The 19765-nt window shown below is 65.4% G+C and carries 18 protein-coding genes and 3 tRNA genes; 10 read left to right on the top strand and 11 right to left on the bottom strand.

Translation table 11 applies throughout. The annotated features are described in order from the left end of the window. Window positions 1-86: 86 nt before the first annotated feature. Genes PCA10_RS04745 through PCA10_RS04735 form a run of 3 tightly spaced genes read right to left on the bottom strand, consistent with a single transcriptional unit; the run spans window position 87 to window position 1667 of the window. Window positions 87-776 (bottom strand): energy-coupling factor ABC transporter permease, encoded by a 690-nt coding sequence (locus tag PCA10_RS04745; protein WP_016490891.1) that lies wholly within the window; start codon window positions 774-776, stop codon window positions 87-89. Beyond that, window positions 773-1240, bottom strand: a complete 468-nt coding sequence (locus PCA10_RS04740; RefSeq protein ID WP_041770136.1) for a hypothetical protein — start codon at window positions 1238-1240, stop codon at window positions 773-775. Before PCA10_RS04740 ends, PCA10_RS04745 begins: the two co-directional genes overlap by 4 nt. A 4-nt stretch (window positions 1241-1244) precedes the next feature. Continuing rightward, window positions 1245-1667 (bottom strand): GNAT family N-acetyltransferase, encoded by a 423-nt coding sequence (locus tag PCA10_RS04735; RefSeq protein ID WP_016490889.1) that lies wholly within the window; start codon window positions 1665-1667, stop codon window positions 1245-1247. A gap of 133 nt (window positions 1668-1800) precedes the next feature. Here PCA10_RS04735 and PCA10_RS04730 point away from each other — a divergent pair, with 133 nt between their 5' ends. The 3 genes from PCA10_RS04730 (at window position 1801) to PCA10_RS04720 (ending at window position 4055) form a co-directional block, all read left to right on the top strand. Next, window positions 1801-2427 (top strand): DUF1780 domain-containing protein, encoded by a 627-nt coding sequence (locus PCA10_RS04730; RefSeq protein ID WP_016490888.1) that lies wholly within the window; start codon window positions 1801-1803, stop codon window positions 2425-2427. 95 nt (window positions 2428-2522) lie between these two features. After that, the gene (locus PCA10_RS04725; protein WP_016490887.1) at window positions 2523-2696 is read left to right on the top strand and encodes a DUF3094 domain-containing protein; all 174 of its coding nucleotides are present in this window, start codon (window positions 2523-2525) and stop codon (window positions 2694-2696) included. 60 nt (window positions 2697-2756) lie between these two features. Beyond that, window positions 2757-4055: an NAD(P)/FAD-dependent oxidoreductase gene (locus tag PCA10_RS04720; RefSeq protein ID WP_016490886.1), complete on the top strand. Its 1299-nt coding sequence runs from the start codon at window positions 2757-2759 to the stop codon at window positions 4053-4055. Window positions 4056-4202: 147 nt separating this feature from the next. Here the strand turns inward: PCA10_RS04720 and PCA10_RS04715 are convergent. The 3 genes from PCA10_RS04715 to PCA10_RS04705 form a co-directional block, all read right to left on the bottom strand. Further along, window positions 4203-4278: transfer RNA gene (locus PCA10_RS04715), tRNA-Lys, on the bottom strand. Window positions 4279-4288: 10 nt separating this feature from the next. Beyond that, a tRNA-Pro gene (locus PCA10_RS04710) sits at window positions 4289-4365 on the bottom strand. A 9-nt stretch (window positions 4366-4374) separates the two neighbouring features. Continuing rightward, window positions 4375-4450, bottom strand: a tRNA-Asn gene (locus tag PCA10_RS04705). A 205-nt stretch (window positions 4451-4655) separates the two neighbouring features. Here PCA10_RS04705 and PCA10_RS04700 point away from each other — a divergent pair. Continuing rightward, complete coding sequence (locus tag PCA10_RS04700) at window positions 4656-6959, top strand: DUF1631 domain-containing protein (RefSeq protein ID WP_041770135.1); 2304 nt, start codon at window positions 4656-4658, stop codon at window positions 6957-6959. A 19-nt stretch (window positions 6960-6978) separates the two neighbouring features. Further along, window positions 6979-7320 (top strand): PilZ domain-containing protein, encoded by a 342-nt coding sequence (locus PCA10_RS04695; RefSeq protein ID WP_016490884.1) that lies wholly within the window; start codon window positions 6979-6981, stop codon window positions 7318-7320. 57 nt (window positions 7321-7377) lie between these two features. Here the strand turns inward: PCA10_RS04695 and clpB are convergent, their stop codons facing one another. The 3 genes from clpB to rluD all read right to left on the bottom strand — a co-directional run bounded on the left by clpB (window position 7378) and on the right by rluD (window position 11827). Then, window positions 7378-9942: an ATP-dependent chaperone ClpB gene (gene clpB / locus PCA10_RS04690; protein ID WP_016490883.1), complete on the bottom strand. Its 2565-nt coding sequence runs from the start codon at window positions 9940-9942 to the stop codon at window positions 7378-7380. Window positions 9943-10130: 188 nt separating this feature from the next. Further along, entirely contained in the window at window positions 10131-10856 is a 726-nt protein-coding gene (pgeF, locus tag PCA10_RS04685; RefSeq protein ID WP_016490882.1) for a peptidoglycan editing factor PgeF, read from the bottom strand. Then, entirely contained in the window at window positions 10853-11827 is a 975-nt protein-coding gene (rluD, locus tag PCA10_RS04680; protein WP_016490881.1) for a 23S rRNA pseudouridine(1911/1915/1917) synthase RluD, read from the bottom strand. The genes pgeF and rluD overlap by 4 nt, the downstream gene beginning before the upstream one ends. A 147-nt stretch (window positions 11828-11974) precedes the next feature. Here rluD and PCA10_RS04675 point away from each other — a divergent pair, with 147 nt between their 5' ends. After that, window positions 11975-12994, top strand: a complete 1020-nt coding sequence (locus tag PCA10_RS04675) for an outer membrane protein assembly factor BamD (protein ID WP_016490880.1) — start codon at window positions 11975-11977, stop codon at window positions 12992-12994. 58 nt (window positions 12995-13052) lie between these two features. Here PCA10_RS04675 and PCA10_RS04670 read toward each other — a convergent pair whose 3' ends face one another. Next, window positions 13053-14684, bottom strand: coding sequence for an NAD+ synthase (locus PCA10_RS04670; protein ID WP_016490879.1), 1632 nt, complete (start codon window positions 14682-14684; stop codon window positions 13053-13055). A gap of 170 nt (window positions 14685-14854) precedes the next feature. Between PCA10_RS04670 and PCA10_RS04665 the strand changes: the two genes are divergently transcribed. Genes PCA10_RS04665 through PCA10_RS04655 form a run of 3 tightly spaced genes read left to right on the top strand, consistent with a single transcriptional unit; the run spans window position 14855 to window position 18022 of the window. Then, window positions 14855-15091, top strand: a complete 237-nt coding sequence (locus PCA10_RS04665; protein WP_016490878.1) for a PP0621 family protein — start codon at window positions 14855-14857, stop codon at window positions 15089-15091. Beyond that, window positions 15081-16682, top strand: a complete 1602-nt coding sequence (locus PCA10_RS04660) for a sensor histidine kinase (RefSeq protein ID WP_016490877.1) — start codon at window positions 15081-15083, stop codon at window positions 16680-16682. Before PCA10_RS04665 ends, PCA10_RS04660 begins: the two co-directional genes overlap by 11 nt. A 2-nt stretch (window positions 16683-16684) precedes the next feature. Next, window positions 16685-18022, top strand: coding sequence for a sigma-54-dependent transcriptional regulator (locus tag PCA10_RS04655; protein WP_016490876.1), 1338 nt, complete (start codon window positions 16685-16687; stop codon window positions 18020-18022). Window positions 18023-18032: 10 nt separating this feature from the next. Here PCA10_RS04655 and thiO read toward each other — a convergent pair whose 3' ends face one another. Then, on the bottom strand, window positions 18033-19142 hold the full coding sequence (gene thiO, locus PCA10_RS04650) for a glycine oxidase ThiO (RefSeq protein WP_016490875.1): 1110 nt from the start codon (window positions 19140-19142) through the stop codon (window positions 18033-18035). A gap of 53 nt (window positions 19143-19195) precedes the next feature. Between thiO and PCA10_RS29195 the strand changes: the two genes are divergently transcribed. Further along, window positions 19196-19729, top strand: coding sequence for a GspH/FimT family pseudopilin (locus PCA10_RS29195; protein WP_016490874.1), 534 nt, complete (start codon window positions 19196-19198; stop codon window positions 19727-19729). Window positions 19730-19765: the final 36 nt, after the last annotated feature.

Raw genomic sequence — 19765 nt, 5'->3', positions numbered from 1 at the left:
CCATCCACCCTACGGAGAGTCGCCCCACGGAAGTCTTGACGCAGGTCAGGCGCCCCAGCGGCATCGAGCGGGTGAATCGGCGCACATCAGCGAGAGCTGTCGTCATCCTTCCAGGGAGCCTGGAGATAGCGGGTGCGATTGAAGGTTTCCAGCCATTCCGGACAGAACACCACCAGAGCGGTGACCGCCGTGCCGTTGATGAAGGCCTCGGGAAACATCACCAACCAGAGGTAGCCGATGAAATCCTCGAGCCAGGGCGGCATGAGGAAGATGCCGTCCACCCACAGCAAGCCCAACCCGATCAGCACGCAAAGCAATACCGCCAGGGCGGCCGGGAAGAAGCCGCAGCAGAAGATGTACACGAACAGGTTGCGCGGCTGGTGCTGCTCGACCCGCATGGCGCAAAGCTCGGTCACCAGTACCGGCAGCAGCACCAGCAGGGCTCCGTTGATGCCCAGGGCCGCCAGGTCCAGCTTGCCCAGCGCCAGCAGGCCCAGTTGCGCAATCAGCGCCCCCAGCACGGCCAGGGGCCAGTCCAGCAACAGGGTCACCGCGGTCATGCCGATGAGGTGATAGGACAGCCCCGAGTCGAAATCCCGGCGCATCAGCCAGAGCAGGAAGAGCACCAGCACCGTTCCGAACAGCAGGTGCTGGCGGCGCGAATCGCTGAACAGTTCGACCCAGGGCGCGCGCCACGCAGCCCAGGCGAGCGCGGGCAGGTAGATTGCCCAGCCGAGTCCCAGGGTTTGCGTGGAAAGAAGTTCGGCGGCAATCACGGCGCGATGGACTCCAGGGCCGCGCGCAAGGCCGCAGCGTCGCTGAATTCCTTGCTTTCGATGAGCTTGCCGTGATCGAGGCGCAGCCAGAGCACGCCGGATTCGCTACCGGGGTAGCGGCTGGCAACGCGGGACTCGCGGTCCAACAGCACGCGGTAGTTGTAATCGCGCATGGCGGGTACGGCGAAGAGCGAGGACACTAGCGACGGCATGCGACTGATATCCGCCACGAACACCCCATGGCGGGCCTCCAGGTAGCCCTTGGGCCGGCCCTCCAGGGCAGCCTTCAGCAACTTCGCACCATCCATGCTGCGCGCCACCAGCAACAGCTGCAGCCCGTCGTCCAGGCTGTAGGGCTGCTCGTATTGGTCCAGCAGGGTCCAGGGCGCCAGGCGCTCGCCAACCTCGAGGGCGTGACCGAGAGTGGCCAGCAGGCAGAGCATCAGGCCGAGGCAGATCCGCATCGATTCAATCTCCAGTGGTCGAGTAGACACGAATATCCTCACGCACCGACCAGCCCCGCTGCATCTGCCAGAAGGCCAGCGCTTCCGGCGCCTCCTCCAGGACGAATACATGGGACTTGCGGATGCCCAATAGCGCCAGACGCCGCAGCGCTTCCTGCAACAGTGCCCGCGCCCAGCCCTGACCACGAAACGGCAAGTCCACCACCAGGTGCTGCAGGTAGCCGCGGCGCCCGTCGTGACCAACCAGCAGGCAACCGCCCGCGCGCCCCTGGTCGTCCTCGAGCAGCAGGCTGAGGTCCGGGTTGCGCTGTAGATAACCGCAGAAGGGTTCCAGTTCATCTTCGGCACGCACCCTGATACCCGGCGTGCGTCGCCAGAGCTGGATCAGGGCGGCATGGTCGGCGGCGGTGATTGGACGAATGTGCATGGCAGGCTCCAGGCAGGTCCTGAAAGTTTACACCGCGGCGCCAGCAGGCAAGCTGTGCGCATTTGTCGCGACCGCTCGTTCAGGGGCGATCTGGGGGTACCCATTGCCCCGGCCGGAGGGCTAAGCTCCGCTCATGAACGAGTCCGACTACCTGCGCCTGCTGACACGGCAGGCCGAGCAAGCCAACGACTTCCTGTCGAATGCGCGCAAGTGGGAACGCGAGCGCTGGGTCTGCCAGCGACTCCTGCAGGCGCTCAACCTGCCCTCTCGACTCGACGATTTCAGCACCGGCCAGGAGCCGCCGGACGTGCAGTTCCGCGAGGCCAACTTCGAGGTGTTCTTCGTGCTGGACGAAGGCCGCCGCTTGAACGAGGAATGGCGCGCCGAGCTGGAACGCCGCCGCAGCGCCTTTTCCCTCGCGCAACTGGTACGCCGCGAAAGCCGTCCAAAGCGCATCCCGGCCGCCGAACTGCAGGCTCGGCTCGCGCCAACACTGCGCAAGAAGGCGCACAACTACCGCGAGCGCGGCCTCGACCTCGGCGAGCTGGACTTGCTGGCTTTCGTCAACCTCAAGCGCGCCACGCCGGACTTCAACAGCCCTTTTCCGCCGCCTACCGAGTACCTGCTCCAGGGCTGGCGCTCGCTCACGCTACTGGGGCCGAATTTCGCCCGCGTGCTGTTCGCCCACAATGACGCGCCGGATTTTCTGCGCAGCAATCTGGGCCGAACCATCCTCTTCGATGTGGGCATCGGCCTGTAGCGGTGGCAACAGGCTTCGCAAATATCCCCAGCCGCTCGTTGAGCGCCCCTGAGATCGCCAGCTAGAATGCCAACCATTCCTAAGTCGAGGCCACTATGCCCAGCCGCCTGACGCCCGAAGACCAGCAAAAGGTCGACCAGTACCTGAAACTCCCGCAACACCAGGTGGAGCGCAAGCCGTTCCGCCCGTGGCGTCTGCTGTGGATGACGCTGGCCGTGGTGATTGTCCTGGGCATTCTCAGCCGCCTCCTGAGCCGACTGGTGCTATGAGCCTTCCGACGCGCTCGCCCTCGGCGACACAGCATTCCTATAGCCTTGTGAGAACGTCCCATGTCCCATCGCATTGTGATCGTCGGCGGCGGCGCCGGCGGCCTGGAGCTCGCCACCCGTCTGGGTAGAACCCTCGGAAAGAAAGGCCTAGCCAAGGTAGTCCTGGCCGACGCCAACCTCACCCATATCTGGAAACCCTTGCTGCATGAAGTGGCTGCGGGTTCGCTCAACTCCACGGAGAATGAGCTGAACTACGTCGCCCAGGCGAAATGGAACCACTTCGAGTTCCAGCTCGGCCGCATGAGCGGGCTCGACCGCAAGCGCAAGGTCATCCAACTGGCCGCCACCCATGACGAGGACGGGCACGAGCTGGTGCCCGCCCGCGAACTGGCCTACGACAGCCTGGTGCTGGCGGTGGGGAGCACCACCAACGACTTCGGCACCGAAGGCGCGGCTCAGCACTGCATATTCCTCGACACCCGCGAGCAGGCCGAGCGCTTCCACCGCAAGCTGCTCAGCCACTACCTGCGCGCCCACGCCCAGCAGGACGCCAACGACCAGATCAGCGTCGCCATCGTTGGCGCCGGTGCCACCGGCGTCGAGCTGGCGGCCGAACTGCACCACGCCGCCCACGAGCTGGCGGCCTACGGCCTGGACAGCATCCAGCCGGAAAATATGCGCATCACCCTGATCGAAGCCGGCCCACGGGTACTGCCCGCCTTGCCGGAACGCATCAGCGCGCCGGTGCACCGCACCCTGGAAGAGCTCGGCGTCACCGTGATGACCGGTGCGGCGGTCAAGGAAGTCACCGCCGAAGGCCTGCTCACCGCCCAGGGCGAAATGATTCCCGCCAGCCTCAAGGTCTGGGCCGCCGGGATCCGCGCCCCCGGGTTCCTCAAGGACCTGGATGGCCTGGAAAGCAACCGCATCAACCAGTTGGTGGTGCGCCCGACCCTGCAGACCACCCGCGATGACGACATCTTCGCCTTTGGCGACTGCGCGGCCTGCCCCATGGGCGATGGCAGCGAGCGCAACGTGCCGCCACGGGCCCAGGCCGCGCACCAGCAGGCCTCGCTGCTGGTCAAGTCGTTCAAGCTGCGACTGCAGGGCCAGCCGCTGCCTGAGTACCAATACAAGGACTACGGCTCGTTGATCTCGCTGTCGAGCTTCAGTGCCGTGGGCAATCTCATGGGCAACCTGATGGGCAGCGTGAAACTGGAAGGCTGGCTGGCGCGCATGTTCTACATCTCGCTCTACCGCATGCACCAGATGGCCCTGTACGGCGCCTTCCGCACCTTCCTGCTGATGCTCAGCGACCGGATCGGCCGCAGCACCGACCCGCGCCTGAAACTGCACTGAACCGAATGCGGCCGGGAGGAAGCTTTTCAGAAGCTTCTTCCCGGCCAGTTCATTCAGGACTACAGCTGGCGAAGAAAATCGAGACAAACAAAAAAGCGGTAAGGCTTTCGCCTTACCGCTTCTTCGGACCTCCGAAGAGGTCTTGTATGGTGGGTCGTGTAGGATTCGAACCTACGACCAATTGGTTAAAAGCCAACTGCTCTACCGACTGAGCTAACGACCCAAATGTGAGGTGGTCGGGGTAGAGAGATTCGAACTCCCGACATCCTGCTCCCAAAGCAGGCGCGCTACCGGACTGCGCTATACCCCGTCTGGAAGTTGGCTCCGCGACCTGGACTCGAACCAGGGACCCAATGATTAACAGTCATTTGCTCTACCGACTGAGCTATCGCGGAACTTCGGTCTTCCAACTCTTATTCGCTTCGCCGATTTGGCTTCGCGCTTCTGAGGCGCGCCATTTTACGGTTTCAGAACACACTGTCAACCCCCTAAAAAACTAATTCCTACAATGATTTGCAGATGACCGGCCGAGTGCTATACCTGAGCCGTGGCGAGATCGTTCCAGGTCGTGGTCGCGACCTGTCTCCCCACAGGACAGCTATGAGCAATCAGGATCGACCCCCACCTCCTCCCGGTCCCGTGACGACCCTGGCCAGCCGCGGTATACAGCCGCGCTTTGGTGAATTGGTGCAAAGCTGCCGCAAGCTGGCGATGAACCGGCTCGCGGAACATCTGACCGGCGTTTTCGACCAAGTCGACGACACCCTCTTCGAATGCGCCGAGAAAGCCGAGAACAATCAGGTCCAGACCCTGTTCTTCGACAGCATGCGGGACATCCGCAAGCAGCGGCCGCAAATAGAGCGCGCCTACCACCAGTGCGTGGCCAAGAACTTCGAGGACTTCCTCGGCGGCAAGCTGAAGCCCGAACTCAAAGCCAGCGAGCTGGACGCGGACCACCTCCAGCTCATGGGGAACGACGAATACGAAGAAAGCCTGCTGGTCACCAACATGGTCAGCCGGGTCAAATCCCGTTGCGCGCAATCACTGTTCGCCCTCGACCAGCGCCTGGCGGTGCTCAACGGCGGGCGCAAGCTGGGCGACGACGACAATCCCTTCGGCCCGCAGGCCATAGCGCTGGCCTTCCGTGGAGCCCTGGAACCCTGCCCCTTTCCCCTGCGGATCAAGACCATCCTTTATATGCTCTTCGACCGGCACGTGATGCAGGGGCTGGACAGTGTCTACGAAGCGCTCAATCAGCGACTGGTCCAGGCCCGCGTACTGCCCAACCTCAAGTACAGCGTGCAGCGCTCCCCCGGGACCGGCCATTCACCCGCAGCCACGCCAGGGCAGGCACCCGACAAGCCGCAGACGCCCCGGGAGACGCCCGGTACCGCCGCCAGCGGCCCGGTGGACCTGGCCGGCGGACCGCCCAGCGATCCCGGCCAGCTGTTCAGTGGCCTGGCTGCCCTGCTCGGCGAACGCCGCCAGCATCACAGCGAGGCCCCGTTGCCCGGCGGCACGCCGAGCATCTCCAGCTACGCTCCACGGGGCGCCACCCGTACCTATAGCGCCGCCGAACTGCTGGAAGCGCTGAACCGCCTGCAACAGCAATCGGCCCAGGACCTCGCCAGCAAGCTGCGACAGCCGCAGCGTGTCGAAGGCCTGAAGGCCGACCTGCAACAACAACTGGAAAGCCACAGCCGCCTGCCCGGCCAGCAAAAGCTGTCCGACTACGAAGCCGACGTGATCGACCTGGTGGGCATGCTCTTCGACTTCATCCTCGACGACGACAACCTGGCCGACATCTACAAGACCGCCCTCTCCCACCTGCACACGCCGTATCTGAAGGTCGCCCTGCAGGACAAGGCGCTCTTCACCCAGCACCACCACCCCGCCCGGCGCCTGCTCAACAGCATGGCCCAGGCCGGTGTGCTCTATGCCGGCGAAGGCGAGGAACGTGGGCTGCTGGCGAAGATGCACTGGGTGGTGGAGCGTGTGGTGCATGGCTTCAGCGGCGACCTGCTGCTGTTCGACAGCCTGCTCGACGAGTTCAACGAGTACGTCGGCACCCTGCGCCACAAGGTGGAGCTGCGCGAGCAACGCGCGGTTGAAGCCGCCAAGGGCCGCGACAAACTGCTCGGCGCCCGCCAGCAAGCCGTGGACGTGGTGGCGCGCCTGCTCACCGACCGCGAACTTCCGGGGATCATCCAGCACTTCCTGGAACTCACCTGGACCGACGTACTGGTCTTCGTCCTGCTCCGCCACGGCGACCGCAGCAACGAATGGCAGCGCTCGGTGGAAGTCGCCGAACAACTGGCCTGGAGCGGCACCCCGCTGGACGCCGATGGGCGCGCCCGCCTGCAACAACTGCGTATTCCCATGCTGGAAGACCTGCGCAAGGGCCTGGAACTGCTCGGCGGCTACCACGAGGACGGCATCCGCCGCCTGCTCCAGGACCTGGTGGCCTGCCAGCATGCCGTGCAATCCCAGCAACCCCAGGTGGCCGCGCGCATCAACAGCCCGCTGCCGGAGAGCAAGCTGGGCGAGATGCTCGGCGACGATGCCGCACTGGCCAAGACCCCGCGTCCGGTCAGCCTGTCCAACCGTGCCCAGGCGCTGATCAAGGAGCTCGCCCGACTCGAGTTCGGTACCTGGTTCGAGTTCATCGATGGGCCGGACACCCGTATCCTCAAGCTGTCCTGGTACAGTCCGACAACCCGCAACTACATGTTCGTCGACCACAGTGGCCAGCGCGTGGCGATCATGCCGATCACCCAACTGGCACTGGACATGGAACAAGGACTGGCTCGCCTGGTTCCGCCGGAACGCAATGCCCCGCTGGTGGACCGTGCCCTGGGCGCCATCTACCGCGTGCTGCAGCGTTTCACCGGCCGTAGCGCCTGAGCCCGCCTAGGAGTACGCCATGGAAGAACGTCGCCAGCACAGCCGCCACACCACAGAACTGCAGTTGGCCGTGTTCGACCTGCATTCGGAGCAATGCCTGGGCCGAATCGTCGACCTGTCGATGGATGGCTTCATGGTACTGAGTGAGTTGCCGCTGACGGCCGACTCGGTCTGGGAATGCCGACTGGTGCCACTGAACCGGGAAGATGGACTGAAGGAAGTCCGCCTGGGCGCCGACTGCCTGTGGACCCGCATGGCCGAAGACCAGCGCAATTGCTGGGCGGGCTTTCATATCATCGACCTGGCCGAAGACCAGGCGGCGGCACTGGAACACCTGCTGCAGCTCATTCGCGGCACCTGAAACCGGTACGCCGACCAAAAAAAGCCCCGCATCGCGGGGCTTTTTGCTGGGGCCTGATCAGGCGAAGAGAATCTCGTCGCCCTCCACCCTGGCGGTAATGGTGGCGCCGGGCGCGAACTGGCCGGCGAGGATCTGTTGCGCCAGGGGGTTCTCGATCCAGCGCTGGATCGCCCGCTTCAGCGGACGGGCGCCATACACCGGGTCGTAACCGACGGCGATCAGCTTGTCCAGGGCCTCCGGGCTCAGCTCGAGATTCAGCTCGCGCTCGGCCAGGCGCTTGCGCAGGCGCTGCAGCTGGATCTGGGCAATACCGCCGATCTGGTCGCGTCCCAGGGGCTCGAACACCACCACTTCGTCGATCCGGTTGATGAACTCGGGGCGGAAGTGCGCGCTGACCGCGTCCATCACCGCCGCACGCTGAGCCTCGCGGTCACCCACCAGCTCCTGGATCTGCGAAGAGCCCAGGTTGGAGGTCATCACCACCACCGTGTTGCGGAAGTCCACGGTACGGCCATGGCTGTCGGTCAGGCGACCGTCTTCCAATACCTGCAACAGGACGTTGAAGACATCCGGGTGAGCCTTTTCCACCTCGTCCATCAACACCGCGGAGTAAGGCTTGCGCCGCACCGCCTCGGTCAGGTAACCGCCTTCCTCGTAGCCGACGTAGCCCGGAGGGGCGCCGATCAGGCGGGCCACCGAGTGCTTTTCCATGAACTCGGACATGTCGATGCGTACCAGCGCCTCCTCGGTGTCGAAGAGGAACTCGGCCAACGCCTTGCACAGCTCGGTCTTGCCCACGCCGGTGGGGCCGAGGAACAGGAACGAGCCGCTCGGCCGGTTCGGGTCGGCCAGGCCGGCGCGGGAACGGCGCACCGCGTTGGCCACCGCCACCACCGCCTCGTGCTGGCCGATGACCCGCTTGTGCAGGCCGTCTTCCATGTGCAGCAGCTTCTCCCGCTCGCCTTCCATCATCTTGGCCACCGGGATGCCGGTCCACTTGGAGACCACCTCGGCGATCTCCTCGTCGGTCACCTTGTTGCGCAGCAACTGGTTCTCGGTCTTGCCGTGCTGGTCGACCATCTGCAGGCTGCGCTCCAGGTCCGGGATGATCCCGTACTGCAGCTCGGCCATGCGTTGCAGGTCACCCTTGCGCCGCGCGGCCTCCATATCCTGGCGCGCCTGCTCGATCTTCTGCTGGATCTGCGCCGAACCTTGCACCTCGGCTTTCTCCGACTTCCAGATCTCTTCCAGGTCGGCGTACTCGCGCGCAAGCTTCTGGATGTCCTCCTCCAGCTTGGCCAGGCGTTTCTTGGTCGCTTCGTCTTCTTCTTTCTTCAGCGCCTCGCGTTCGATCTTCAGCTGGATCAGACGGCGATCCAGACGGTCCAGGGCCTCCGGCTTGGAGTCGATCTCCATGCGGATGCGGCTGGCGGCTTCGTCGATCAGGTCGATGGCCTTGTCCGGCAGCTGGCGATCGGTGATGTAGCGGTGCGACAGCTTGGCGGCGGCGATGATGGCGCCGTCGGTGATGGTCACGCCGTGGTGTACCTCGTAGCGCTCCTTCAGGCCACGGAGGATGGCGATGGTGTCTTCCTCGCTCGGCTCATCCACCAGCACCTTCTGGAAGCGGCGCTCCAGGGCGGCATCCTTTTCTATGTACTGGCGGTACTCGTCCAGGGTGGTGGCGCCGACGCAATGCAGCTCGCCACGGGCCAGGGCCGGCTTGAGCATGTTGCCGGCGTCCATGGCGCCCTCGGCCTTGCCGGCGCCGACCATGGTGTGCAATTCGTCGATGAACAGGATGACCCGGCCTTCCTGCTTGGACAGCTCGTTGAGCACGCCCTTCAGGCGTTCCTCGAACTCGCCACGGAACTTGGCACCGGCAATCAGCGCGCCCATGTCCAGGGACAACAGGCGCTTGTCCTTGAGGCCGTCCGGCACTTCGCCATTGACGATGCGCTGGGCCAGGCCTTCGGCGATGGCGGTCTTGCCGACGCCGGGTTCGCCGATCAGCACCGGGTTGTTCTTGGTGCGGCGTTGCAGGACCTGGATGGTGCGGCGGATTTCATCGTCACGGCCGATCACCGGATCGAGCTTGCCCTCTTCGGCGCGCTTGGTCAGGTCCACGGTGAACTTGTCCAGCGCCTGGCGGGATTCCTCGACGTTGGGGTCGTTCACGGCCTGGCCGCCGCGCAGGTTGGCGATGGCGTTTTCCAGGGCCTTGCGGGTCACGCCCTGGCCAAGCAGCAGCTTGCCCAGGCGGGTGTTGTCATCCATGGCGGCGAGCAGCACCAGTTCACTGGAGATGAACTGGTCGCCCTTCTGCTGGGACAGCCGGTCCGCCTGGTTGAGCAGGCGCGCCAGGTCCTGGGACAGATTCACGTCGCCCGTGGGGTTCTGGATCTTCGGCAGATGGTCGAGCTCGCCGGTCAGGCCCTGGCGCAGGGCCGCCAGGTCGAAGCCCACCTGCATCAGCAGGGGCTTGATGGAACCGCCCTGCTGGTCGAGCAGGGCGAGTACCAGGTGTACGGGCTCGATGGCCGGGTGGTCGTGGCCAACCGCCAGGGACTGGGCATCGGAGAGCGCCAGTTGCAGCTTGCTGGTCAAACGGTCGATTCGCATAGGTTCGTCCTTCCTTCAGATAGCGGGCGGCGCGATGGAGGCGCCAGACACGAAAAGCCCGCCGGGATGAAGCTTAGATAGGGACGATTCTCGGTGATTCAACCTTTGAGTGATTGACCGGCGTCATTCCGTCATCTTGCAGGAGCGAATTCATTCGTGAAGGAATTCGCACCCACTGTCGGGCGAATTCAGTCCGCCAGCCAGACCAGGCTGGCGAAACGGCCGGTACGCGAGGCGCGGCGGTAGGAATAGAAGCGCGGATCGCTGTGGGTGCAGAAGCCGCCGCCATAGACAGCGGTGACGCCACGGGCGGCCAGGCGGATACGCGCCAGCTGGTAGATGTCGGCCATGAACTTCCCGGCATCGACGCTGGGGCTAAAGGCCTGCTCCGCTTCGGGCTGGCTGGCGACGAAGGCTTCACGCACCTCTGGGCCGACTTCGAAGGCGCCCGGACCGATGGCCGGGCCCAGCCACACCAGCACCTCTTCCGGCGGCAGGGCCAGGGCGTCCAGGGTGGCCTCCAGCACGCCATTGGCAAGCCCGCGCCAACCGGCATGGGCTGACGCAACGCGGGTGCCGGCGCGATCGCAGAACAGCGCCGGCAGGCAATCGGCGGTCAGCACGGCGCTGGCGACGCCGGGTTCGGCGGTCCAGCTGCCGTCGGCTTCGTCCACACGGCTCGGCTCGGCCTGCACCACGCGCACGCCATGGACCTGGCTCAGCCAGGCCGGACGGCAACCCAGGGTGGTGGTCAGCAATTGACGATTGCGCTCGACGGCCTGGGGGTCGTCCTCGACATGCAGGCCAAGGTTCAGGCCTTCATAGGGCGGCAGGCTGAAGCCGCCCTCGCGGGTGGTGACGCAGGCCTTGACCCGCGCCGGGGCGGGCCAGTCGGGCGTCAGCCAGTTGCTCATTGCTCGAAGGACTCGCGATCCTGGCGCAGCAGGCTCAGCAGCCAGACGAAATCGTCGGGCAGCGGCGATTCCCACTTCATGCGTTCGCCGCTTACCGGATGGTCCAGTTCGAGGAAGCGCGCATGCAGGGCCTGGCGCGGGAATTCCTTGAGGGTCTGGATCAGGGTCTGGCTGGCCGCCGGCGGAATGCGGAAGCGGCCGCCATAGACCGGGTCGCCCACCAACGGGAAGTTCACATAGGCCATGTGCACGCGGATCTGGTGGGTACGGCCGGTTTCCAGCTTGACGCGGGTGTGGGTATGGGAACGGAAGCGCTCCAGTACCCGGTAATGGCTGACCGCCGGCTTGCCACCGGCGACCACCGCCATGCGCTGGCGTTGCTGGCCGTGGCGACCGATGGGCGCATCGACCTTGCCGCCGGCGGTGATCACGCCCACCACCACCGCCTCGTAGATGCGGCTGACGCTACGCGCCTGCAGCTGCGCCACCAGGCTGGTGTGGGCTTCGAGGGTCTTGGCCACCACCATCAGGCCGGTGGTGTCCTTGTCCAGGCGATGGACGATGCCCGCGCGCGGTACGTTCGCCAGCCCCGGCACATGGTGCAGCAGGGCGTTGAGCAGCGTGCCATCGGCATGGCCCGCGGCGGGATGCACCACCAGGCCGGACGGCTTGTCCAGAACCAGCAACTGGTCGTCCTCGAAGACGATATTCAGCTCGATGTCCTGGGCCACCCACTCGCCCTGGGACTCCTGCTCGGCGTTCAACTCCAGCAGAGCTCCGCCATGCACGATATCCCGCGGACGCAGCACGCTGCCGTCGACAGTGAGGAGCCCGTCCTTGATCCAGCCGGCGAGGCGGGAACGGGAGTGCTCGGAGAAAAGTTGCGCAGCGACCTGGTCGAGGCGTTGCCCGCCCAGTTCGGAAGGCACTTCGGCGCTGAGTTGGATGACCGTTTTGGTTATGGAAGACATGCTCGGAAACAGAGGGGGCGCAGCCTTTGGTTTCAGCTACGCGCTTGTGGTTAAATACCGCGTCTTTGCCCCGGGGCTTCCGGGGCGCCCATCATAACAGGACGGCTCCAGCCAAGACAGCCAGCCGTCACAGGGACGCAAGCCGCCATGCAAGTGAAACACCTGCTGCTGATCGCCACTCTCGCCCTCACCGCCGCCTGTTCCTCCAACAAAGAAGTGGTGGACGAGAACCTGAGCGAAGCCGAGCTGTATCAGCAGGCCCAGGCCGACCTGGATAACAGCAGCTATACCCCCGCCGTCGCCAAGCTGAAGGCACTGGAATCCCGCTACCCGTTCGGCCGCTACGCCGAGCAGGCCCAGCTGGAGCTGATCTACGCCTACTACAAGAACTCCGAGCCTGAGGCCGCCAAGTCCGCCGCCGAGCGCTTCATCCGCCTGCACCCGCAGCACCCGAACGTCGACTACGCCTACTACCTGAAGGGCCTGGCCTCGTTCGACCAGGACCGTGGCCTGCTGGCGCGCTTCCTGCCGCTGGACATGACCAAGCGTGACCCGGGTGCCGCCCGCGACTCCTACAACGAGTTCGCCCAGCTCACCTCCCGCTACCCGAACAGCCGTTACGCCCCGGACGCCAAGCAGCGCATGATCTACCTGCGCAACCTGCTGGCGGCCTACGAAATCCATGTCGCCCACTACTACCTGACCCGCCAGGCCTATGTCGCCGCCGCCAACCGTGGTCGCTACGTGGTGGAAAACTTCCAGGAAACCCCGGCCGTGGGCGATGGCCTCGCCGTGATGGTCGAGTCCTACCAGCGCCTGGGCCTGGACGAGCTGGCCGCAACCAGCCTGGAAACCCTGAAGCTCAACTACCCGGATCACCCGACCCTGGTGGACGGCAAGTTCGTGCCGCGCGAGCAGGAAGCCGACAACCGCTCCTGGCTGGCCAAGGCCACCCTGGGTCTGATCGAAACCGAAACCCCGCTGCCTCCGGGCGGAACCCGCGCCGCCCAGGACGTGATCAAGCAGTACGAAGATGCCAAGGAAGAGATTCCGGCGGACCTGCTGCCGGAAAACCAGGACGCCGTGCGCGAAGACGAGCATGAAGCCGCTGCCAACTCGGATGATCGCTCCTGGTTCAGCTACATGACCTTCGGCCTGTTCGACTGAACAACGCCGCAAACGAAGAAGGGAAGCCAATGGCTTCCCTTTTTCGTTTACACCCCCATCAATCGCCCAGTCGCCATCCCGAGGTGATGGGATAGCGCCGATCCCGACCGAAGCCACGCTGGGTCACCCTCACCCCGACCGCGGCCTGGCGCCGCTTGTATTCGTTGCGATCGACCATGGCCAGCACGCGATTGACCGTGTCCTCGTCGAAACCCTCGGCGATGATGGCGTTGGCCGACAGGTCATGCTCGATGTAGAGCGTGAGGATTTCATCCAGCACCCCATAGGGTGGCAGCGAGTCCTCGTCCCGCTGCCCCGGTGCCAGCTCGGCCGAGGGCGGACGCTCGATCACCCGAGGCGGAATCACCGGCCCCAGGCTGTTGCGGTACTCGGCCAGGCGAAACACCAGGGTCTTGGGTACGTCCTTGAGCACATCGAAACCACCGGCCATGTCGCCGTAAAGGGTCGCGTAGCCAACCGCCAGCTCGCTCTTGTTGCCGGTCGTCAGCACCAGGGAGCCCTTCTTGTTGGACATCGCCATCAGCAAGGTGCCACGGCAACGCGCCTGCAGGTTCTCCTCACTGGCATCGCGGGGCTGGCCGTCGAACACCGGCGCCAGCACCTGCTGGAAGGCTTCCACCATGGGCCCGATCGACATCACCCGATAGGCAACGCCGAGCAGGCGCGCCTCCGCTTCGGCGTCCTCCAGGCTGATCTGCGCCGTGTAGTGGTAGGGCATCATCACCGCCTCGACCCGCTCCGCCCCCAAGGCATCCGCCGCCACCGCCAGCGTCAGGGCCGAATCGATACCGCCCGACAGCCCCAGGAGCACGCCGTTGAAACCGTTCTTGCGGACATAGTCGCGCACGCCCACCACCAGCGCCTGGTAGACGCTCGCCTCCAGCTCCGGCAGCTCGACGCAGTGGGTCCGGCGCGGTACCCAGCAACCATCCTCCACTTGCAGGTCCACCGGATAGAGGCCCTCGACGAAGGCCGGCGCACGCTGGCAGATCATGCCGCCGGCATCCATCACGCAGCTGCCGCCATCGAACACCAGTTCGTCCTGGCCACCCACCTGGTTGACGTAGATCACCGGCATGCCCCCTTCGGCCACTCGCTCGGCGAGGATCTCCTCGCGCTCCAGCTGCTTGTCCAGGTGAAAGGGCGAGGCGTTCAGGCTGAGCATCAACCGGGCCCCGGCGGCACGGGCCTGGGCCATGGGCTCGGGGTGCCAGATGTCCTCGCAGATCGACAGCGCCACCGGCACGCCCTTGATATCCACCACGCAGGGCTGCCGGCCGGGTTCGAAGTAGCGCTTCTCGTCGAACACCCGGTAGTTGGGTAGATGCTGCTTGTAGTAGGTCGCCAGCAACTGGCCATCGGCGATCACCGCGCAGGCGTTGTAGCGCAGTTCATCTTCCAGCCAGGGATAGCCGAGCACCAGGTAGATGCCGCGCACCTCATCGCGCAGGCGCTGCAGGCCCGACTCGATGCGCCGCTGCATGCTGGAGCGCAGCAGCAGGTCTTCCGGCGGGTAGCCGCACAGGGCGAGTTCAGGGAAGACGATGACATCCGCCTCCCAGGCCTCCCGCGCGGAATTCGCCGCCTCGATGATCCGCTCGGCATTACCCTGGACATCGCCGACACGGAGATTGAGCTGGGCCATCACGATTCGCAGGTTTTGGCGCATGACCGCCTCCCGAGCGTTGTCCACGGCATCGAATGCTTCCCAGCCACCATACTCCGCCCCTTCCGCAGGGAAAACCGGGCAACACGCACCAGCGTGCGGCCGGTCTCTGTGCGCGGACAACCGGCTTGGCTAAACTGCCTGCTTTCCATCAAGAAGAGAGCACCTTCGGCATGTTTCGCCTGCTGTTCTGGATTGCCGTGATATTCGCCGCCATCTGGCTGTGGCGCCGCTTCAAGACCCCTTCGGCGCCGCGCCCCAAGCCGCGCCAGCAGGACGACTCCCAACCCATGGTGCGTTGCGCGCAGTGCGGCGTGCATCTACCCCGCAGCCATGCCCTGTCCCAGGATGATCGCTGGTACTGCAGCCGGGCCCACCTGGAACAGGACCAGCGCCCCGGTGAACGCTGACACCCTTCCCGCTCCGGGCGCGCTCAGCGCCCAGGGCCGGCGCATCTTCCGCCTCTACAGCCTGTACCGGCTGCTGATCGGCCTGGCCCTGGTGCTGCTGATCTCCAGCGAGCTGGACGACCGCCTGCTGGACCTGGCCCGGCCGGAGCTGTTCCGCAACGCCAGCTGGTTCTACCTGATCCTCAACACCCTGATCGCCGCCCTGGTGCCACGCCCGCGGAGCATGGTGCAGGTGTTCAGCCTGGCGGTGGTGGACGTGCTGCTGCTGTCCTGCCTGTTCTTCGCCGCAGGCGGCACACCCAGCGGCATCGCCAACCTGATCGTTGTGTCAGTGGCCATCTCCAACATCCTGCTGCGCGGGCGCATCGGCCTGCTGGTGGCGGCGGTGGCGACCATCAGCCTGATCTACCTGACCTTCTACCTCAGCCTCGCCCACCCGAAGGCCGCCAGCCAGTTCGTCCAGGCCGGCGGCTTCGGCGCCCTGTGCTTCGCCGCGGCGCTGTTCATCCAGGGCCTGAGCCGACGCCTGCAACTGAGCGAAACCCTCGCCGAACAGCGCGCCGTGGATGTCGCCAACCTGGAAGCGCTGAACGCGCAGATCCTCGAACGCATGCGTACCGGCATCCTGGTGCTCGACCCACGCAACCAGGTGCTGCTGGCCAACCAGGGCGCCCAGACCCTGCTCGGCACGGAACACCTGACCGGCCGCGCCCTGGCCGACCAGTGCCCGACACTGCTGGAAAGTCTGGCCCAGTGGCGGGCCAACCCGACCATGCGGCCGCAAAGCATCCGCGCCTTCGCCGACGGCCCCACCCTGCAGCCCAGCTTCGTCCACCTGCAGCGAGCCAATCAGCGCAACACCCTGATCTTCCTCGAGGACATCTCGCAGATCGCCCAGCAGGCCCAGCAGCTCAAGCTCGCCGCCCTCGGCCGCCTGACCGCCGGCATCGCCCATGAGATCCGCAACCCGCTGGGCGCCATCAGCCACGCCGCCCAACTGCTGCAGGAATCGGAAGAGCTCGACGGTCCCGACCGCCGCCTGGCGCAGATCATCCAGGACCATTCACGGCGCATGAACCTGGTGATCGAGAACGTGCTGCAACTGTCCCGCCGACGCCAGGCGGAACCGCAATTGCTCGACCTCAAGTACTGGCTGACCCGTTTCGCCAGCGAATTCCGCAGCTCGTCCAGTGCCGACCAGACCCTGCACCTGTCCACCCTCGGCAGCACCCTGCAGACCCGCATGGACCCGCACCAGCTCACCCAGGTGCTGACCAACCTGGTGCAGAACGGCCTGCGCTACAGCGCCAAGCGGCACTCCCAGGGCCAGGTCTGGCTCAAGCTGTTCCGCGACAGCGAAAGCGACCTGCCGGTGCTGGAAGTGGAGGATGACGGTGACGGCGTCCCGCCCGAGCAGGTGCACAATATCTTCGAACCCTTCTTCACCACCGAAAGCAAGGGCACGGGCCTCGGCCTGTACATCTCCCGAGAGCTGTGCGAGAGCAACCAGGCCCGCCTCGACTACAAACCGCGCGAACAAGGCGGCAGCTGCTTCCGCATCACCTTCGCCCATCCGCGCAAACTGAGCTGACCATGACCCGACAGAGAGCCCTGATCGTCGACGACGAGCCCGATATCCGCGAATTGCTGGAGATCACCCTCGGGCGGATGAAGCTCGACACCCGCAGTGCCCGCAACCTCAAGGAAGCCCGCGAGTGGCTGGCGCGCGAGCCCTTCGACCTGTGCCTGACCGACATGCGCCTGCCCGACGGCACCGGCCTGGAACTGGTGCAGCACATCCAGCAGCGCCATCCCCTGGTACCGGTGGCGATGATCACCGCCTACGGCAGCCTCGACACCGCCGTGAACGCCCTCAAGGCCGGTGCCTTCGACTTCGTCACCAAACCGGTGGACCTCGGCCGCCTGCGTGAGCTGGTCAACACCGCCCTGCGCCTGAGCACCCCGGAAGACGGCGAAGCGCCGGTAGACGGCCGCCTGCTGGGCGCCTCGCCGCCGATGAACGCCCTGCGCAAGCAGATCCAGAAGCTCTCCCGCAGCCAGGCGCCGGTCTACATCAGCGGCGAATCGGGCAGCGGCAAGGAACTGGTGGCGCGCCTGATCCACGAACAGGGCCCCCGCGCCGACCAGCCCTTCGTGCCGGTCAACTGCGGCGCCATCCCCTCCGAACTGATGGAAAGCGAATTCTTCGGCCACAAGAAAGGCAGCTTCACCGGCGCCGTGGAAGACAAACAGGGGCTGTTCCAGGCGGCCAACGGCGGCACCCTGTTCCTCGATGAAGTGGCCGACCTGCCGTTGCCGATGCAGGTGAAACTGCTGCGCGCCATCCAGGAAAAGGCCGTACGCGCCGTCGGTGGCCAGCAGGAGGTGGTGGTGGATGTACGCATCCTCAGCGCCACCCACAAGGACCTGGCCGCCGAGGTGGCCGCAGGCCGCTTCCGCCAGGACCTCTACTACCGGCTCAACGTCATCGAACTCAGCGTGCCGCCACTGCGCGAACGCCGCGAGGATATCCCGCTGCTGGTCGACAGCATGCTCAAGCGCCTGGCCCAGCAAAGCGGGCTGCACGTCGCCAGCCTGGCCCCCGAGGCACTGGATAAGCTCAAGTGCTACCGCTTCCCGGGCAACGTGCGCGAGCTGGAGAACATGCTCGAACGCGCCTACACCCTCTGCGAGGATGACCAGATACAGGCTCGCGACCTGCGTCTGGCGGATGCCAGCGGAGCCGCCGAGAACGGCGAGGCCAACCTGGCGCAGATCGACAACCTGGAAGACTACCTGGAAGGCGTCGAGCGCAAGCTGATCATGCAGGCGCTGGAGGAAACCCGCTGGAACCGCACCGCAGCGGCGCAGCGCCTGGGCCTGACCTTCCGCTCGATGCGCTATCGCCTGAAGAAGCTGGGCATCGATTGATGCCCAGCCTTTAGGCCAGTCGCCCTTCCGGTGCGTAGGGCGCCGGATCGATGATGGGCTCGCGGCCCAGCATCAGGTCCGCCAGCAGGCGGCAGGAGGCCGGCGCCAGCACCAGCCCGTTGCGGTAGTGGCCGCAGTTCAGCCAGAGGCCCTCGGCGCCCGGCACCGGGCCGATGAAGGGAATGCCTTCCGGCGAACCGGGACGCAGCCCCGCCCAGTGCCCCACCAACTCCGCATCCGCCAGTTGCGGCAGCAACTCGAAGGCCGAGGCCTTGAGGCTTTCCAGCGCGTCCGTGGTGGGCGTCTTGTCGAAACCGGCGTGCTCCAGGGTGCTACCTACCAGGATGTGGCCATCCCGGCGCGGAATCGCGTAGCGCCCCTTGGCCAGCACCATGGCCGGCAGAAAGTCGGCGGCGCACTTGAAGAGGATCATCTGCCCCTTCACCGGCTCCACCGGCAGCGCCAGGCCGAGCTGACCCAGCAATTCGCCGCTCCAGGCACCGGCGGCCAGCACCACGCGGTCAGCCAGCACCTCGCCCTGGTCGGTCTCCACGCCGAGCACACACCCGTCCCGGCGCACGAAACCACGCACCGCGCAGTTCTCCCGCAGCGACACATTCGGCAACCGCAACAGCGCCTCGCGTAGCGCACGGGTCAGACGCGGATTGCGCACATTGGCCACGCCGGACATATAGATGGCCCGACCAAACCCCGGCCCCAGCGGCGGCACGGCGGCATGCACCGCATCCATCGCCACGGGCGCAAGTGGCCGCCCTTCGCGCGCCGCCCAGGCCAGTGCATCGGCTTCGTCGTCCAGGTCGAGCCAGTACAAACCCGTCTCGTGAACCTCGGGATCGATCCCTGTTTCCGCGAGCAGGCGCTCACCGAGCTGTGGGTAAAAGTCCTGGGACCAATGGGCCAAGGCCGTGACCGCCTGGCCGTAACGCCAGGGATAGAGCGGCGAAACGATACCGCCCCCCGCCCATGAAGCTTCGCGCCCGGTGCTGCCGCGCTCGATCAGGCACACCTGCAACCCGTCGCGGGCCAGCTCCAGGGCACTGAGAAGACCCAGGGCACCGCCCCCCACGATGGCGACGCTTTTTCCTACATCGGTTGGCATCAAAAACTCCCAACTTAGACTGCTGCTCACATACCCCGGCAAGGACGCCGACCATGAAACAGCCCAGAGGCCATTCCCTCGTCGAACTGCTGTTCTGCCTGCTGATCGCGGGCATCCTGCTGGGCCTCGCCGCGCCCTCCTTCGTCTCGACCCTGGAGCGCAACCGCCAGGCCGCAGCCGTCAACCAGCTGCTCGGGGCGCTGCATTATGCACGCGGCACAGCGGTGATGGAGCGCAAGGTGGTGGGGATATGTGCGGGGGTGTCCACCTGCAACGCGGCCACGCACTGGAACGAACAACTCCTGGTGTTCGTGGACGAGAACCGCAATGGCCAACTGGACGCCGGCGAAGAACTGCTCAAGGTGATTCCACTGGACCGAGCACTGGACATCCATTGGCGCAGTTTTCGATCAACACGCTTCGTGCAATACCAACCCGACGGAACGACGCTGGCGAGCAACGGCACCTTCACCATTTGCCACGCTGATACCCCGCTCATGGCTGTCGTGATCAACCTATCAGGCAGAGTGAGAACTCGAGCACCCTCTAGCCAAGATGGGTGCAACTTGGCAGCAACTCGTCGTTGATTCTGCTCGCTGGTCATTTCAATTGCGCCGATAATC

This window comes from Pseudomonas resinovorans NBRC 106553, from assembly GCF_000412695.1.
Classification (GTDB): Bacteria; Pseudomonadota; Gammaproteobacteria; order Pseudomonadales; family Pseudomonadaceae; genus Metapseudomonas; species Metapseudomonas resinovorans_A.
The sequence above is the reverse complement of the archived record's forward strand: the minus strand, read 5'-3'. Positions and strand labels throughout refer to the sequence as shown.

Excerpts from the sequence above, each read along its gene's own strand:
- rluD (WP_016490881.1), bottom strand. The coding sequence starts at position 11,827 with ATGTCTTCCATAACCAAAACGGTCATCCAACTCAGCGCCGAAGTGCCT.
- clpB (WP_016490883.1), bottom strand. The coding sequence starts at position 9,942 with ATGCGAATCGACCGTTTGACCAGCAAGCTGCAACTGGCGCTCTCCGAT.
- PCA10_RS04675 (WP_016490880.1), top strand. The coding sequence starts at position 11,975 with ATGCAAGTGAAACACCTGCTGCTGATCGCCACTCTCGCCCTCACCGCC.
- PCA10_RS04665 (WP_016490878.1), top strand. The coding sequence starts at position 14,855 with ATGTTTCGCCTGCTGTTCTGGATTGCCGTGATATTCGCCGCCATCTGG.
- thiO (WP_016490875.1), bottom strand. The coding sequence starts at position 19,142 with ATGCCAACCGATGTAGGAAAAAGCGTCGCCATCGTGGGGGGCGGTGCC.
- PCA10_RS04695 (WP_016490884.1), top strand. The coding sequence starts at position 6,979 with ATGGAAGAACGTCGCCAGCACAGCCGCCACACCACAGAACTGCAGTTG.
- PCA10_RS04670 (WP_016490879.1), bottom strand. The coding sequence starts at position 14,684 with ATGCGCCAAAACCTGCGAATCGTGATGGCCCAGCTCAATCTCCGTGTC.
- pgeF (WP_016490882.1), bottom strand. The coding sequence starts at position 10,856 with ATGAGCAACTGGCTGACGCCCGACTGGCCCGCCCCGGCGCGGGTCAAG.
- PCA10_RS04740 (WP_041770136.1), bottom strand. The coding sequence starts at position 1,240 with ATGCGGATCTGCCTCGGCCTGATGCTCTGCCTGCTGGCCACTCTCGGT.
- PCA10_RS04700 (WP_041770135.1), top strand. The coding sequence starts at position 4,656 with ATGAGCAATCAGGATCGACCCCCACCTCCTCCCGGTCCCGTGACGACC.
- PCA10_RS04730 (WP_016490888.1), top strand. The coding sequence starts at position 1,801 with ATGAACGAGTCCGACTACCTGCGCCTGCTGACACGGCAGGCCGAGCAA.
- PCA10_RS04735 (WP_016490889.1), bottom strand. The coding sequence starts at position 1,667 with ATGCACATTCGTCCAATCACCGCCGCCGACCATGCCGCCCTGATCCAG.
- PCA10_RS04720 (WP_016490886.1), top strand. The coding sequence starts at position 2,757 with ATGTCCCATCGCATTGTGATCGTCGGCGGCGGCGCCGGCGGCCTGGAG.
- PCA10_RS29195 (WP_016490874.1), top strand. The coding sequence starts at position 19,196 with ATGAAACAGCCCAGAGGCCATTCCCTCGTCGAACTGCTGTTCTGCCTG.
- PCA10_RS04655 (WP_016490876.1), top strand. The coding sequence starts at position 16,685 with ATGACCCGACAGAGAGCCCTGATCGTCGACGACGAGCCCGATATCCGC.
- PCA10_RS04725 (WP_016490887.1), top strand. The coding sequence starts at position 2,523 with ATGCCCAGCCGCCTGACGCCCGAAGACCAGCAAAAGGTCGACCAGTAC.